Below are 16,350 nucleotides of genomic sequence, written 5' to 3' on the forward strand. Positions count from 1 at the left end.
CCTCCTTCCTTTTTTCGTTTGTTTACCGCAATTTTAAGTTTCCGCTTGTCATCTCAATATCGACTAAGTGTGTCCCTTTCCCATGCGTGCCTGTAAAACCTCGGCCTTCACTATCCGCTTGGTCAAAATCATACGAATGATCAATACTTCCACTCGTTTTTTTCACTTGAACTTTGAAATCTCCCTCATCTGGCAAGTTCAATTTCGCACTGCCTGATGTCATGTGAAAGTCGACTGGTGAATCAATTGTATCAAAGCTTGCTGTCAGCCTGCCGCTTGTCATGCCTAATTGCAGCTTTCCTTTTACATCTTGAATATCAGCACGACCAGAAGTGGCACCAATATCACTTTCCTTCGCATCAATATGAGACACTGAGAGTCTGCCAGAAGTCGCCTTGATTTCCACTCGATTTGCTGAGAAGTTCTCAGCTGTGAGGTTTCCGCTCGTTGATTTGAGCGTCACATCTTGAAGAGACAGCTTTCCTTCGCCATTTACTTCGCTCACGCCGATTCCACCTGTTATTTTCACATCTTTATGATAATCTGTTGGAATTTTGACTAAGAGTTCTCCTTTTTCAAATGCAGAGAAAAACAAAAATCCTTTATTTTCAGCACGGACTTTGAATGTTCCGCCTGTTTGTTCCGCATACATTTTCCCTTTTCCATTCACAACCATCACAGAAATATCCGAACGATCTTCCGGCTTCACCTTGATGCGAAATCCAGAAAGAGAGATATCTAATTGTTCAACCTCATCCTTTTTCGCTGAAGCTGTTGTGACCGCTTTATCACGAGAAAAGCTCAAATGAAAGAGATCTCCATTTTTGAAAAGCATCCCAATCATCAAAAAAACACCAACAAGTATACAAATTAGACCAATGAACCGTTTCATTTATATCATCCCTTTATCCTTTGACCTTTTTATTATAAGGAAAAGCGAAACAGAAAGAAATCAAATAACGGAAGAAAAATCCTGTTTTTCTTCCGTTTTGACACATTTCCATTAGTTTGCCGGCTGTTTCTCAAGCTGCTTTGATCGTTGAAGCTTTTGCCATTCCTTTTCAACCTCATCAGTGTAATCAAGATGAGCATATGCACCCTGATCGGCAAATTGTGCATAACTACCCGCTTTTGTCTCCATTTCCTCTATACGATTCTCCATGCGTAGAAATTCTTTATAAGCACTTTCACTATCAACCTTATTCATAGATTCATTCATATGCTGCTTTGCCTGTGCAGCATTGGCTCTTGCAATCAGCGCTTGCTTCTTGTCTTTAACATCACGCAGCTTTGTTTCTAGATGCTGCAACTGTTCTTTCAGCTCTTTCAACTGTTTAACAGATTGCTGGTAGGCTTCTTGATATTCGTTGTGCTTTTCTTCAAAATACTTCATTTCAGTCAGTGCTTTCCGTGCAAGTTCTTCTTCTCCTGCATGAAACGCCAGCTCCGCCTGTTTCTTTCGCTTATCAGCAAATGCTTCTGTTTCTTCTGCTTTTCTCAAGAAACCTTGCTGAATGGTTTGCTGTTTAATGATCGCATGTTTCGCTTTGGCAATATCGTCCTCCATATCACGAACATATTGATTCAGCATGACACGCGGATTCTCCAATTTATCTAAACCTTCATTGACTGTTGCAACAAACATATCACGTACTCTTCTTAATACCATTTCATATTCCTCCCTTTATTTTTTCTTTAAAAAGTCTTCCCATTCTTGATCAAATGACGTGTGCATCGGTTCTTCCATGTTCGGTGCCGTGTTTGGCTCCATATAGGATGATCTGCCTGATGATTCCTTTGCAGATTCACCATTGATCATCTTCCAGCCAAAGTAGAGAAGTACTCCAGCAAATGCGATTCCGAGTAAAAATGGCAGCGACTGCACGACGAGCAATACACCGATAATAGAGAGAATGACCCCTGTTGTTTTACTGCCTTTATCATATTTTTTGACACCTACATAAATGAGCCACGCCCCAATCAAAGTCGGGATCAGCCCGCCCAATGAACCACCAAAGAAGATGGATAAACCGATAAACATCAGGATTGAACCGATGATGGTTTTACTTGTGATTTTCATCTTCATGCCTCCTTTCTTGCTCCTTGCTTTCACTATAGTCAAAAAAGGAAGCTGGCAAAACGTGTCGTAGATTGATCTTTGATTGCGACCAGAGTCGTAACATGGCTCAGACTGAGCGGTTGAATCTATAGAAAAAGCACTCTTCGACTAGAAGAGTGCTTTTCCTCATTTAGAACGAAACACGTCTGCACTTCGTTCATATTCAACATCCGCTTCACCAAGCCGATGATTTACAATACGGGCGACAGCAAATAAATAGTCGGATAGACGGTTCACATATGTGAGCGTAACTGCTGGAATTTCCTCCTGCTTTGCGAGTGTCACAATATGCCGCTCGGCTCTCCTGACGACTGTTCGCGCTACATGTAAGAGGGCAGCACCTTCCTGGCCCCCAGGTAAAATAAATTTAGTCAGCGGTGCGGCTTCTTCTACATACACGTCCATTCGCTTTTCAAGGACTGTGACAGATTCTTCTTTTAACTTGCCTTCTTTCGGTGGTTTCACCGTTGCCAAATCACCGCCGCAGTCAAACAGTTCATGCTGAATGACCATTAGCTCAGATAGAATATCTTGAAACAATTCGCCATGCTGCCTTAAGTTTGCATGGGCTAGTCCAATCAAACTATTCGCCTCATCTAATGTACCGTACGCTTCTACTCTTGCGTCATCTTTATCAGCCCGCCCGCCAATCAAGCCTGTTTGACCTTGATCTCCGGTTTTTGTATAAAGTTTCATTGAGGTTCCCCCTTATCCATTGCTTGTTCCTTTTAGTATACCCTGAAGTGGAAAAGATGTATTTGTTTTATTATGAAACACTTTTATTCAAAACCTCTTCATTCCCACTTTATATGTTGAATGATGAAACATCACATTTTATAATAAATGAAAGCGCTTTTTAATTATGACAGATAGGTGGGATGATAGATGACTTTACAAAACAAAGTAGCAATCATTACAGGTGCAAGCAGAGGGATTGGGCGCGCCATTGCGGAGGCATTTGTCTTTGAAGGAGCTAAAGTGGTGCTGAACGGAACGAATGAAGTGCTATTGCAAGACGTTTGCTCCTCTCTAAATAAAGAAGAGACACGCGCTGTTTCTGTCGCTGGTGATGCTAGTTTACCAGCGACAGCTGCCTCCCTCGTTGAGAAGGCAAAAAACCATTTCGGACAGATTGATATATTGGTCAACAATGCTGGGATCAATTTGCGGAAATCAACAGTCGATACATCTGTTGATGAATGGAAAAGACTAATTGATATTAATTTGACGGGTACGTTTCTCATGTGTCAAGCAGTCATTCCTGACATGATCAAACAGCAAGGCGGGAAGATTGTCAACATGAGTTCAACTACTGGCAAAACCCCTCATCACAATGCATCACCCGCTTACGGCGTTTCAAAGGCAGGTATCAATTACTTAACGATGCATCTTGCCAAAGAATTAGCAGCACATCACATTCATGTAAATGCTGTCTGTCCTGGGCCAATTGAGACAGACATGAGCAAACAGTGGAGTGATGAATACCGTAGATCTGTTTTAGAAAGAATTCCTCTGAAAACAATTGGAACACCGCAGCAAGTCGCAAACGCCGTCACCTTTTTAGCCTCTGATCAGTCAGATTTCATCACAGGGGAAACCATCAATATGAATGGCGGAACGTATATGAACTAAAGAAAGAGCCTCCATTGGAAGGCTCTTTCACTTTTACTATCGGTTCTCTCTCGTACCAGAAAGCATGATTGCCTGCCGAATGGCTTCTTCCATACTCGCAGAATCAGCCTTTCCTGTTCCTGCAATATCAAATGCTGTCCCATGATCGACACTTGTACGGATTATAGGCAATCCAACTGTAATATTAACGCCTGATTCTAAGCCAAGCACCTTGATTGGTCCATGCCCTTGATCATGATACATCGCCACAACGATATCAAAGTCGCCTCTTGTCGCCCTAAAGAACAGTGTATCAGCTGGTAGCGGGCCAAATACTTGAACCCCTTCATCCTGTGCTCGTTCTACCGCTGGAATGATCTTCTCCTCTTCTTCTCCGTTTCCAAACAGACCATTCTCCCCGGCATGCGGATTAATCCCGCACACAGCAATTCTAGGTGCAGGGATACCAGATCGAACGAGGGTATCATGAGCCAGTTTAATCGTTGTGTATACACGCTCAGGATTGATTTTTAAGATGGCATCCATTAATCCGATATGTGTCGTCACATGCACCACTTTTAAATTAGGAGCTGCCAGCATCATGGCATAATCGTCCGTACCTGTCAGGTCAGCTAATATTTCTGTATGCCCTGGATACATATGACCAGCCTTATGAAGTGCTTCCTTGTTTAACGGTGCTGTACAAATGCCGTCAATTCTACGGTCATTCGCAAGTGTAATGGCTTTTTCAAGATATCGAAAAGCGGCATTCCCTGCTTCTTTTGAAATCTCTCCTACTGGAATATCACTTGTTAATAGATGAAGATCAAGACAAGGAACGGCACCAGCTTTTACTTGTTCCGCCTCCTCCGGTTCTTTAATACTGACAATCTCCACATGTGTATTCACAAAATCTTTCGCCCTATTTAATATATGGGTGTCTCCAATGACAAATAGAACGGCTTCTTCATGTAAACGGCTTTGCTGGAAGGCTTTTAAAATAATTTCAGGACCAACCCCAGAAGCATCTCCCATCGTTACAGCAATGATTGGTTTTGCCATTCGTCTACCCCCTCTATGTTTTTCAACACTTCAACCGCATGGAGCACAGAATCTTTTTGACCATATGCCCCTGCTTTTGTGACCGCATATACACTCGTATCAACGAGCCGCCCAAGCGGGATGCCGGGTTCAATTTCTTTCAACAGCTGAATCCCGCCTGCTCCAAGCTCATGGCATATCGCACGCGCCGTATCTCCACCAGTTAAAAAAAGGCGTTTCATCCCTGTTAATTCAACAATGTCTTTTGTGATCTTACCAAGACAGACAGATAAGGTACTTCCTACTTCTTGTCTTGTCATGCCATTCGCTTCACCGTATGCCAACATCTGTTCAACCATTTCTGGCCTTGCGTCTGTATAAAGGAGAATATCTTCATCCTGACGCATGAGCAACTGATCCATGACTGATTTCCTTTCCCATGCTTCACGGCCGTTTAATACATTCAACGGGTTCACTTTCACCTCGAGACAATCGTGTTTTTCTCTTAAAAAAGCAAACTGCTCATTTGTTTTTTGAGAAGCACTTCCTGAAACGATGAGAACAGATTCATGCTTTTTTGCATGAGAAAGATTGCGGTGTTTCGCGACATAGGATGATAATGCGCCAGCGAGTCCGGCTGACCCGACCCAAAGCACTCTTTGATTGATCTTCATAAACAAATCAACGATCTGTGTTAAATCATTGTTCGTTTCTGCATCACACACAAACCATTGATGACCATGTTTTAATAAAGATGAAACGTCATGACTCGTTTCGTTTAGCTCTGAATAGATCGCTTGCTGCGAAAGATGTTTTGGCTTGATGTTTGTCTGCTCGTCAATTAAGTCTGAAATACTGGATGTCAGGACAGGCGTTTTTGGGTCCTTCGCTGCTTCTGATAGATGAACAGGCACACCCTCCACATAATGAATCCCATAGGCCGTAGATCTATTCGCATCGGGGTAAGCGGGGGCAATGACTGCCGCATCAAACCGGCCAAGATCCATTAGTGCCTGAAGCTCTACTCCTATATTTCCTCTTAACGTTGAATCTATTTTTTTAAAGAAAAGGTGCGAATCCCCTTGTAGAAACGGCTGGACCACTTGACTGACCTCATTATACGCTCTTTCAGAAGACATACTTCGTGAGTCTGTATCGACAATAAGTACATCTTCCTCCTTGTACCGGCTCATATCCTCAAATGACGGCTGGAACAGCACAGAGGCTTTTAAACCGGCCTTCACAAATTGAACACCTGTATCACTTGCGCCTGTTAAATCATCAGCCACAATGATCACCTTTTGCTCTAAGTTCGCTCCTTTTTTTAATAGATCGTTTGTCATTTAGACACCTCGGTCTCATTGCATATTATTCCTTTAACTTTCTCCACAGCGTCGTGCGGTTAATATTCAGCCGCTTTGCTGCTTTTGATTGATTCATATTTTCTTCTTCCAGCACCGTCCGAATGATTCGTCTTTCAATCTCGTCAAGCGTGCCATGTAAATAGCTGGACAGCTGTTTTTCTTCATTCTCAGAAGCAAGTTGCTCAATTGCCGGCTTTGCTTTACTCAACGTGATATATCCACTTTTTGTTGTCAGCACCAGTTCCTCCATAATCCGCTTGAACTGCCGGACATTTTCTCTAAATCGCTCGTTTTGAAAGGCGGCAATCACATCTGCTGACAGCCCAACAACCTGCGTCCCATAAAGAGAATTTAATTCAGCTATAAATAACCTGCTCATATCCTCAATATCTTCTGCCCGTTCAGATAACGGCGGGACATGAATGACGAGCTCCTGCAAACACGTATATAGGTCTTCATGAAACGCCCCAGATTGCATCAATTTGAACAAATCAACTGTAGATGCAGCCATCCAGCGAATGTTCTGCTGATGATGAATAAGCTGCTCGGCCATAATGGGCTGCATAGCCATTGGGACACGATCAATATCCTTCAGAAAGATCGTCCCTTTTTGATGCACCGGAATTATGTTTACATCATCTAATTCAGTCAAACGGCTGCAATGCACCGTCATAAAGCTCTCATTTTTCCTCTCGCTCAATTGGTGAATAGCAAAAGCAAGGCTTGATTTACCAGTTCCTTGTTCACCATAGAGACAAATCGATCGATCTGTTTGGCTGAACGCCTTTGCCCTTTTAATCACATCTTTCATATTTGAACTCTGCTCAGTAAAAAGAGCAAATGGATGTGCTGAATGAACAGGTGCAGCCAGCGTCCATATACGCTGCCCCTCCCTATTAATCACAGCAGAAGGCTTCTCAATCGTCAAAAGTAGCTCACCTTTAGATAATAAGCTTCCTTTGACATGCCACACTTGCTGCTGAAAGGAGATTTGAGAATATCCATTTTGTTTTCCTTCTCGAACTGCTTTTACTGCTGGTTCAAGCGCCGGGCACCAATCCATCACATCAACATGAGACGTAAACGGTGCAAATAACCCTTTTTCTGTCCATTCTTTCATTTGCTGATTGATAAAATAAAGCTGATTGTGCTGATCAATGATCAGCATCCCTTTTGACTCTTGGTCAATCATTTCACGAAAGAGGCGCTGCTCAGCTGTCGCCTCTTTATATAAACGGTACATTTGTTTTGCTTGATGAAACGCTTCTTTGACAGATTCACGTCCTGAGGTAATGAGCATGCTTTGCATCCCAAGCTCCTTGGCCGCTTTATCTGTAACCACATCACCCAGTACAACCTGTGTCCCTTGCTCCTGTAACTGCTGTAAAAGATCCCACACTTCTTCCTCTTGCTGTATTGTATAAATATCAATTTTGATCCCGTATAACTCTCCGATGGTGCGTACACCTTGTGTAATATTTTCAAATCCAACTACTGCTTTTTTCCCTTGGTAATCTTTAATCAGCGTCAGGGCACGAAGCAAGTCGTAGCCTGACACAGGGATATCCACCACTGGAATGTTGACGTGTTTTTGAATAAGCGCAGCTGTCCCCCCGCGGCTCATAATAATATCCATTCCTTGAGCCTCGGCCTGTTCTGCCAGTGCAACACCAGACCTAAGATCTCCGACTTCAAGCTGGAATGTGATGCTTTTTTCGTCTTTGGCAAGGTCGATTAATACATCGCCTAATCCTTTATACGGCGCAATACCTAATACTTTTATATTCATGAAAAGGACCCCCATTTTTTATCTCTTCATCGTGAGACATACGTTGAGGGAGTCCAAATGTTAGCAAATTGAGACAACCCTCCAAACATCAATTATAAATGAAGAAAATGAGGGTTACAATTCACGGAAACACTGATCCCTTGCGGTTAAGACGTGTGATGAGTCCATTCTTCTTTCACACACACATACTTGATGGCCTGCCGGTAAAAAGTAAACGCAATGTGCAGGCTCCCATCTTTTCCTTCTGTGATGGATGGATAGGAATACTCTCGATTCAATTTGTCCTTTGAGTTGTTTGTCATGGCATATCCATCGCCAATTTCAAGGTTACGTCTGACGGGCCATGTCGCACCGTCATCCGTCGAGATGGCAAGTGTCATTGGCGCACGCGGTGTTCCCCAAAAGGCTGGACGCGCCTCTGTATCAACAGCCGTTCGTGTATCGCCTTCATCCTCAATTTCATCATACAAGGACGCTCTTCTTTCTGTTTGATCATCCGCGTTGATATGGTTATAAACGAGGGCAAGATGACCATTATGGAGCACCGTAAATTGAATGGATGAGTTATTGTTTGGCAGCTCTGTTGCTCTTGGCTCAGACCATGTCCGTCCATGATCCACTGAACGGCTCATATAAATCGAATCAGCAAACCGGCTTCTAAAGAGGGCAAGCAGGGAACCATCCGCACATTTTCCGATATTCATATGAACACAGCCAGTACTGTTGGGCACAGTGACCTCTTCCCAGGTCTTCCCTTGATCTGAGGAAATCTTCACAGCACTGACATCACGGTTTCCTGTCCATTTTACGCCAGGAATCGTTTTACAATAGAACACCGGAAGGAGCCAATCATCATTATCCAATACAACAATAGGCTGTCGTATAAACGTCCCCGGCTGATCAAATAAAGTACCAATCTCTCCCCAAGTCTCTCCTCTATCCTCCGATAAACGATATCTCACAAGAGCTGTATCTTGATTGCCAGAAAGTTGTGCTGTATAAAGCAGCCACAGCCTGCCATCTTTCTCTTGAAAAAGAACTGGATTTTGTTCAGATCGTGTAGAATCATCAGACAGCTTCACAGTTTTCGTCCATTGATTACTTCCTTGCTTGAGCCTTGACATATAGATAGAGATATCAGGAATTCCTTCTTGCGTACCGCCAAACCATACACACAGCAAATCTCCATTATCCAGTTCGATGAGATTAGCCGCATGGTTTTGCACGCAATCTGTTGGTAAAAAGGCTTCTTTTCTAGCTGCGTCTTGTTCATTTTGTCGCAATTTTCCATCTATTTTGATCATGATGTCTTCATTTGTCATCATAATTCTCCTTTCAGTGATTGATCCTTTTTAGCTGGCGGGCTGATCCATCGATCCATCACCAGAACTAGGAAAGGAATGATAATGGCCACATACATATTATCGATTCCAAATGGATTATCGAGTAAATACCACACCGTCGTGGCGATGCCTGAAGCGGCAAGACCAATGGTTGCTCCTCTATTTGAATTAAAGTATGGCAAGTAAAAGCCCATTGCTGCTACAACTGCAATCGATGTTCGAAGTGCTCGTGTAAAAAAGGAAAGTGACAGCAACTCTGGTGCAAGTGCGACCCCCACAAGCGGCACAATCCCAACCATGACGGCTACATACCGAGTCACCTTCATACGCTGCTCTGGTGATGGTTTCTTTTTCGGTACATAAAAGTCATCAATAATCAACGTGGTTGTAGCAAGTGCAACCGTCGAGACACCAACAAAAATGGATGCGACAAGCGATGTTGCCACAATAGCGCTCAAAATCGGATTCATATGCTGTAAAAAGACAGGGAAAGCATAAATAGGGTCAATGTCTGGATACAAATAACGGGCTGCGACACCGATGATCCCGATCGCAATGGCAAGCGGCAAACAAAGGAGTGCTGCATACAGGGTCGATTTTTTCGCTTCTCGCTCACTTTTCGACGAGGTGATCGCTTGAATGATAAACTGCGTCGCAAAAATGGCCCCCATGTTTCCTATAAACCAAGCTCCAATCGTTCCCCAACCGATGGTCCCATCCCATGTAAAGAAATGGTCGGGTAATGTTTGTTTCATTGGCTCAAAGCCTTTTGTTAAATAAAGGGCTACCCCTAGTGTAATCAAAATCCCCGCATACTTCACAATTGAATGAAGGATCGTGACCCATGCAACCCCCTTCATTCCTCCGAAAGTAAAATAAAATGTACTCACAACCGCCGTGATGATGGCACAGGTCATTAAAGGAAGACCAAGAATGGATGCAATGGCAGCTGAACCACTTAAATAGTTTCCTAGATTCACCAAGAGCAGGGCTGCAATCATAATGACAGAGACAACAAGCTTTGTTGATTTCCCAAATTTTTGATCAATAATACCTGAAATCGTGTATTGTCCTGTTCGATAAAACTTTCCCACTAAGAAAAAGGAAAAAATAAAAAAGGCAATAGCAACTGTGATAACAGACCATGAAGCGGAAAGCCCGTGTGTAAAAGCAGATTCAGCTGTTCCGACAGTTGACTTCGTCCCAATGAATTCACTCATTAACAAAATACCGACCACAATAGCTGGAAGTGACTTAGCGGCATTGTTAAATTCTGAGTTAGACTTACTACGGAAACGCATCGTCAGCCAGGTCGTAAACAGAATATAGAGAATAATGACGATTAAAATAAATGTGATGACAGAACTACTTAAGACATTCACTTAAAATCCCCCTTTGTGTGCAAGCCGTATGAAGCAACTTCTCATGTCCCATCCCAGTGACGTATGAAGTGTTAAACGTGGAGCAGTTTCATGTAGATCTGTTCAATATCAGAGACAGACATCGGCTTCGGGTTGTTATCCATTAATCTCTTCACCTCTGAAGCAGCTTCAGCAAGTACCGGCACATCTTCTTTTGACACGCCGAAGGCTTTGAGTTGTTGAGGAATGTGTAAATCCGCTGTCCACTCTTCAACTTGACGAATCACTTGCTCTGCAAGCGTATGCTTTGAGCCTTTCTCTTCGATCCCTATCACTCTAGCAATATCTTCAAGACGATCTTTGATATGGTCTGCATTAAACGCCGTGACATGAGGAAGCAGCATGGAATTAGCGACACCGTGTGAAATTTTGAATTTCCCCCCTAACGGATAAGCCATTGCATGAACAGCAGCGGTTCCGGCACTTGTGAGCGCCATCCCGCCATACATGGCACCAACCAGCATATCTTCCCTTGCTGTCATATTATCCCCGTGATGATAGGCCTCCTGAATACTTCCTGAAATGAGCCTCATCGATTCGAGTGCAAACATATCACTAAATGGATTGGCTTTATTTGAAATATACGATTCAAGCGCATGCGTAAACGCATCCATCCCTGTAGCTGCGGTAATGGCTTTTGGCAATTTGAGTGTCAGTGAGGGATCTAAGATCACAAGATCAGGCAAAAGGTATGGGCTGACCATGCCAATTTTTAATTCTTTTTCCGGAAAGGTAACAATCGCGTTTGGTGTCACTTCTGATCCCGTACCTGAGGTTGTTGGAATGAGAATCGTTGGAACTCCTCTTTTTTTAACAAGGTTCGTGCCAACGAGATCAGAAATTGGCTGATCATTCGTCTTTAGAACGGCTAATATTTTGGCCGCATCCAGCACACTCCCGCCACCAATCCCAATAACGGCTTCATGCTCCCCTTTTAAAAATGTCTGGAAGACGTCCTCGATATTTTCTTCCGTTGGTTCAGGCTTAATCTCTGTGCTGATCTCACTCGCAATCCCTTTTTTCGCAAGTTCTGTTTTGATTTGATCTGCGTAACCAAGAGATACGATGGATGGCTGCGTTAAAATAAAAATGGATCTCAACTTGCTAAGTCCTAATAGCTCTAGCTTCTCCCCAAGGAGCTCTAGAGAGTGAGCGCCAGAAACAATGTGTGATGCCGTTTGAAAGTGATATTGTGATATTGTCATCTCTTCACGACTCCTTTGCTGCTTTTGCTTGTATCCGATAATTCTCCATCATGTTCACCACAGCTTCTAAAGCTTCGCCGGATAATGCTTTGACCGGGCTTTTTGGCGGACCTACAGGAATCCCCGAAAGTTCAGCTGCTTTTTTCAAAGGTGCTGGTAACGTTCCTAATGTGAATGTGGCTCTTAACGGCTGCAGCTGCTGCTGAAATTGCTCACTTTGGTCAAGATTTCCTTGCTGAAACGATTCATAAATGCCAACGACGGTTTCTGGAAATACATTTGCCGTTGCCGCCACTGCACCTGTTCCGCCTAGCTTCAATGTCTCTAAAATGAGGGAATCCGTTCCTGCAAGCACGACAAACTCTTCATCCTTTGTAACATCGAGATACGCTTTGATATTGGCAATATCTCCACTACTGTCTTTAATACCTAACACATTCGGTAGGACGCTGAGCCTTGCAACCGTCTCTGGCGCAAGTGACACACCTGTTCTTGACGGAATGTTATAGAGCAAGATGGGGATGGTCACATTTTCTGAAATATGACGAAAATGCTCATACAGCTCCTCTTGTGATGGCGCAACAAAATAAGGGGTGATAACCGACAGGACATCTACGCCTAAATCTGCGAACTTGTTTGAAAGCTTAATGGTTGCCTCAGTACTATTCTCGCCTGCTCCCATGTATACAGGCACCCTGCCGCCCGCAGCCTTTACAACAGTTTCAGCAATTTGAAGCTTTTCTTCCTCTGAAAACAAATGAAATTCGCCGTTTGTCCCTAAAGCAAAGATGCCGTGCACACCAGAGTCGATTAAATGATCAATGAGTTGCTTTGTCACTTCTGGATGAAAATACTCTTCTTCTGTAAGCGGTGTCAAAATAGCTGGAATGATTCCCTGAATGTTCAAATGATCCTCCCCTTCCGATTGTTGCATTTTTAAACAATTAATTATTAAAACGCTTTCATGATTCTTATTATAAAAGTAATATGATTTATTTAGCAACATATTTTTCGTTTTTTTCAAATATTCAGTGGGTGACATAAGTAGATGTTGATGTTTTCAACAAAAAAAGTGAACCAGCCGGTTCACTTTTTCATTACATTTAACGTATGAAGAAGATGCTTCACTTTCAGTCTGACTCTTTCATGTAAATGAGCAGCATGCTCCTTTTCTTCTGCATTGGCAGCAGCGATACAAAGATGATGTACCTGGATACTTGTCTCTTGTTTAATGAAGTGCATCAGCTCGCCCATCAGCTGGACAGACGCACCATCTGATATCGTTCCTTTCAGCACAAGCCAAACGGACAGCTCTCCTTCTTGATGCATTCCATAAAGAAGGACATCTTCATCATCATCTTCAGCGGCGTATTGCTTCGGCCCATCAGATTGACCAAGAAATAAGTACCCTTCCTCATCATCCAGCATGTCTTGGAGTGCTTCAGTTCCCGTTCCAAGGGACCGTGTCCAAAAGAAACCCCCGCTTTTCTCATGTGATGAAAGGATGCGCAATGGCTGATGAGTAGAAAATGTCATTCCGTTTGCGCCATATGTTTTCCACCCATCCGCTAAGTTCAGTCTTGAATGTTCAGAGATGGACGCAGGTTCAATTACCAGCTGAGGGTTTGCCCGCAGTGGATGTTGGAGAGGTGTTACATCTGTTTCATACACCCGGTTCACCCGTTCGGTGGTCAACACATGATGCGGTTCTCCCAGCATGTCCGTCTTTCCTTCATTCAGCAAAAGCAGACGGTCACAATACAAACTGGCAATGTTCACATCATGAAACACACCGATCACCGTTAAGTTATAGGAAGCGGTCTCTTGTTTAATCAAATCGAGTAACTCTTTTTGATAAGCTAAATCAAGAAAACTGGTTGGTTCATCCAGCAATAAATAGTCAGGGCACTGAGCCAGCGCTTGAGCTAAGTAAACCCGCTGCTGTTCTCCACCGCTTAACTCTTGGATGGATTGATTCTTAAATTGAGCAATATCTGTTAGGTCCATCACCTTGCTGACAATCTCGATATCTTCTTTCGTAACAGATTGCAGCCAACCTTTCTGATAAGGATAACGCCCAAACTGGACCGTTTCTTCCACTGTAAATGAAAAGGCTTGATCGGTCTTCTGGGGAAGAACCGCCAATTTTTGCGCAAGTGCCTTTGGGCGGTAGGATTGAACTGGATGACCACTTAGTGTTACTTGGCCGCTCTCAGGTGCTAAAATACCTGCGATCATTTTAAGTAGCGTCGTCTTTCCGCTCCCATTCGGACCAAGGATGCCGAGGAATTCCCCTCGCTCCACTTCAAAACTCACGCCGTGAATGACCTCTTTTTCACCATATCCTCCTCTAACTTCCTTCACTTGAATCATAGATGCGTCCCTCCTCTATATCTGCGGATGAGGATGATGCCAAAGACAGGTGCACCAATTAACGCTGTAATGATGCCAATAGGCAATTCAGTCGGTTCAATGATCGTACGGGAGAGCACATCTGCTAAAACGAGAAAGGAAGCACCATTCAGCATCGACAAAGGCAGCAAATGACGATGATCCGTAATGGATAAAAGACGGATAAAATGTGGAATCACCAGTCCGACAAATCCGATCGTTCCTGACACAGCCACCGCACTGCCAGTCAGAATCGAACCAGCAAGCAACACCACATATTTGCTCCGTTTCACATGAACCCCTAACAGTTTTGCCTTTTCTTCGCCATATGTCATCACATTTAAATCTCTTCCCATCAGGATGAGTGCAAATGTACCAATGAGGAAAAAAGGAAGGAAAAGAGCAATATATCGCCAACCTCTCATAGACACACTGCCTAGAAGCCAATGAATAATCTCTTTTAAATCATCACCTGTTAACGCAATCATTAATGAAATGAGCGCTCCTAAAAAAGAGCTGAAGATGACCCCCGTCAAAATTAAAGAAGAAATGCTCATTCCTCGGTGAACCAGACGGGCAAAAAAGAGGACGAGACATAGTGTGACAAGCGCTGTTGTCATACTCAAAAAAGGCAGTGTAAAACTGCCAAGCAAAGGAAACTGCAAACTGAAAAACAATGTGGCTACAGCCCCCACAGATGCCCCTTGAGATACCCCAAGTGTATAAGGGTCAGCGAGAGGATTTTTTAATAAACCTTGAAAGGCTGCACCAGATAACGCCAGAGCTGCTCCGACTAACGCCGCTAATATCACTCTCGGCAGCCGGATATTCATCATAATATTGCGGTCAATTGCATCAATGGTTCCGGCCTCGATTCCAAATACTTCATGAACAAAGATCCGAAGTATAGAAGGAATGGGAATCCCTAAGCTGCCAAATGAGATTCCCATTCCAATGCTCACCACAAGAAGTAAAGCACTTGCTGTGTATGCGATGATGATTTTATTTGAACGTGTCAGGATAGATGCTTTTCGCAAGAGCCTCCACTCCTTCAACCAATCGCGGTCCCGGTCGTGATGCCAGATCCGTATTCAATTGAAAGACTTGTTTTTCTTTGACTGCTTTGATCGCCTTCCAGCCGTCTCTTTTTTTCAGATCAGCTAAACTTGCGCCATCAATCGTAACGATGGCATCAGGATTTCGTTTAATAATTGATTCTTCCGTCATTTGCACCCAGCCTGTTTGGTCGCCAGCAGCATTTTTTGCATGAATGACAGACAACATTTCGTCCATAAACGTTTGTTTACCTGTTGTATAAATTTCAGGCGCACCTGATACTTCGACAAAAACTGTTTTTTGTTTGTCTTTGGAGATGGATTCTGCTTGTTTTTTGATGTCATTCAGTTTTGATTTCATCTCATCTACAAGCTTCGTTGATGCCTCTTTTACGCCGGTTGCTTCACCAATCATATGGATAGACTTATAAACATCTTTGAAGGAAGCCGCATCATTGACAGTCAGCACTTGAATACCTGCATCTTCAAGCTGTTTAAATCCGTCTTTTGAGCTCATTTGTGATGCATGTGCTAAGACAAGATCAGGCTTTAAGGAAATAACCTTCTCTACATTGAAATCAAGACCGCCAATCTTCTCCACCTTTTCTACTTCCTTTGGATAGTTGTCAAAGTCTGATCGACCAACGATTTTATCTCCAAGACCAAGGGCATAGGCAACCTCTGTATTACTTGGAATTAACGAAACAATTCGTTTAGGCTGTTCTTTGATTTCAACTGTTTTACCAGCTGCATCTTTGATGGATACAGGAAATGCGGCAGCCGCTGTCTCTTTAGGCTTTGAACTGTTTGTTTTTTGGTCCGTTTCCGCACCTGCACACCCTGCTAAAACACCGATCACAAGTAACAATGATAGCCAAATACCAGTTAACTTCTTCATCAATAAACCCCCTGCTTTATGTACTGCTTGACGTCATCTCTTTCGTCAATTCTTTTCTAATTTCGGGAATATTATACTACAGTGCAGATAGGTTGTATATGTGATTCCGAATA

At 43.2% G+C, this 16,350-nt stretch carries 15 protein-coding genes; 1 reads left to right on the plus strand and 14 read right to left on the minus strand.

The features are described 5' to 3' along the window. Nucleotides 1-22: 22 nt before the first annotated feature. The 4 genes from liaG to N521_RS01310 form a co-directional block, all read right to left on the minus strand. Nucleotides 23-892 carry a LiaG family protein gene (gene liaG, locus N521_RS01295; RefSeq protein ID WP_019744036.1) on the minus strand — a complete coding sequence of 290 codons (870 nt, stop codon included), beginning with the start codon at nucleotides 890-892 and terminating at the stop codon, nucleotides 23-25. A gap of 111 nt (nucleotides 893-1,003) precedes the next feature. Beyond that, on the minus strand, nucleotides 1,004-1,669 hold the full coding sequence (gene liaH / locus N521_RS01300; RefSeq protein WP_035389365.1) for a stress responsive protein LiaH: 666 nt from the start codon (nucleotides 1,667-1,669) through the stop codon (nucleotides 1,004-1,006). A gap of 15 nt (nucleotides 1,670-1,684) precedes the next feature. Next, a complete protein-coding gene (locus tag N521_RS01305; RefSeq protein ID WP_008347092.1) occupies nucleotides 1,685-2,080 on the minus strand; it encodes a membrane protein in 396 nt (131 codons plus the stop codon). A 165-nt stretch (nucleotides 2,081-2,245) separates the two neighbouring features. Next, complete coding sequence (locus N521_RS01310) at nucleotides 2,246-2,815, minus strand: cob(I)yrinic acid a,c-diamide adenosyltransferase (protein WP_035389367.1); 570 nt, start codon at nucleotides 2,813-2,815, stop codon at nucleotides 2,246-2,248. A gap of 189 nt (nucleotides 2,816-3,004) precedes the next feature. Here N521_RS01310 and N521_RS01315 point away from each other — a divergent pair, with 189 nt between their 5' ends. Continuing rightward, complete coding sequence (locus N521_RS01315) at nucleotides 3,005-3,751, plus strand: SDR family NAD(P)-dependent oxidoreductase (RefSeq protein WP_017359266.1); 747 nt, start codon at nucleotides 3,005-3,007, stop codon at nucleotides 3,749-3,751. A gap of 36 nt (nucleotides 3,752-3,787) precedes the next feature. Here the strand turns inward: N521_RS01315 and pdxA are convergent, their stop codons facing one another. The 10 genes from pdxA to N521_RS01365 all read right to left on the minus strand — a co-directional run bounded on the left by pdxA (nucleotide 3,788) and on the right by N521_RS01365 (nucleotide 16,237). Beyond that, nucleotides 3,788-4,792 (minus strand): 4-hydroxythreonine-4-phosphate dehydrogenase PdxA, encoded by a 1,005-nt coding sequence (gene pdxA / locus N521_RS01320; RefSeq protein WP_035389369.1) that lies wholly within the window; start codon nucleotides 4,790-4,792, stop codon nucleotides 3,788-3,790. Then, the gene (locus N521_RS01325; RefSeq protein ID WP_035389371.1) at nucleotides 4,768-6,114 is read right to left on the minus strand and encodes a four-carbon acid sugar kinase family protein; all 1,347 of its coding nucleotides are present in this window, start codon (nucleotides 6,112-6,114) and stop codon (nucleotides 4,768-4,770) included. The genes pdxA and N521_RS01325 overlap by 25 nt, the downstream gene beginning before the upstream one ends. A gap of 25 nt (nucleotides 6,115-6,139) precedes the next feature. Next, nucleotides 6,140-7,924: a sigma-54-dependent Fis family transcriptional regulator gene (locus N521_RS01330; RefSeq protein WP_197025604.1), complete on the minus strand. Its 1,785-nt coding sequence runs from the start codon at nucleotides 7,922-7,924 to the stop codon at nucleotides 6,140-6,142. Nucleotides 7,925-8,070: 146 nt separating this feature from the next. Beyond that, on the minus strand, nucleotides 8,071-9,246 hold the full coding sequence (locus N521_RS01335; protein ID WP_035389375.1) for a sialidase family protein: 1,176 nt from the start codon (nucleotides 9,244-9,246) through the stop codon (nucleotides 8,071-8,073). Next, nucleotides 9,246-10,649: a sodium:solute symporter family protein gene (locus N521_RS01340; RefSeq protein WP_025207958.1), complete on the minus strand. Its 1,404-nt coding sequence runs from the start codon at nucleotides 10,647-10,649 to the stop codon at nucleotides 9,246-9,248. The genes N521_RS01335 and N521_RS01340 overlap by 1 nt, the downstream gene beginning before the upstream one ends. Before the next feature lie 71 nt (nucleotides 10,650-10,720). Beyond that, on the minus strand, nucleotides 10,721-11,893 hold the full coding sequence (locus N521_RS01345) for an iron-containing alcohol dehydrogenase (RefSeq protein WP_035389377.1): 1,173 nt from the start codon (nucleotides 11,891-11,893) through the stop codon (nucleotides 10,721-10,723). Between the two features lie 4 nt (nucleotides 11,894-11,897). After that, nucleotides 11,898-12,800 (minus strand): 4-hydroxy-tetrahydrodipicolinate synthase, encoded by a 903-nt coding sequence (gene dapA / locus N521_RS01350; RefSeq protein ID WP_019743891.1) that lies wholly within the window; start codon nucleotides 12,798-12,800, stop codon nucleotides 11,898-11,900. A gap of 179 nt (nucleotides 12,801-12,979) precedes the next feature. After that, nucleotides 12,980-14,266: a heme ABC transporter ATP-binding protein gene (locus N521_RS01355; RefSeq protein ID WP_019743892.1), complete on the minus strand. Its 1,287-nt coding sequence runs from the start codon at nucleotides 14,264-14,266 to the stop codon at nucleotides 12,980-12,982. Further along, the gene (locus N521_RS01360) at nucleotides 14,263-15,321 is read right to left on the minus strand and encodes a FecCD family ABC transporter permease (RefSeq protein ID WP_019743893.1); all 1,059 of its coding nucleotides are present in this window, start codon (nucleotides 15,319-15,321) and stop codon (nucleotides 14,263-14,265) included. Before N521_RS01360 ends, N521_RS01355 begins: the two co-directional genes overlap by 4 nt. Then, complete coding sequence (locus tag N521_RS01365) at nucleotides 15,287-16,237, minus strand: ABC transporter substrate-binding protein (protein WP_008347105.1); 951 nt, start codon at nucleotides 16,235-16,237, stop codon at nucleotides 15,287-15,289. Before N521_RS01365 ends, N521_RS01360 begins: the two co-directional genes overlap by 35 nt. Nucleotides 16,238-16,350 lie beyond the last annotated feature (113 nt).

The organism is Bacillus sp. UNC125MFCrub1.1 (assembly GCF_000701305.1).
GTDB lineage: Bacteria > Bacillota > Bacilli > Bacillales > Bacillaceae > Bacillus > Bacillus altitudinis.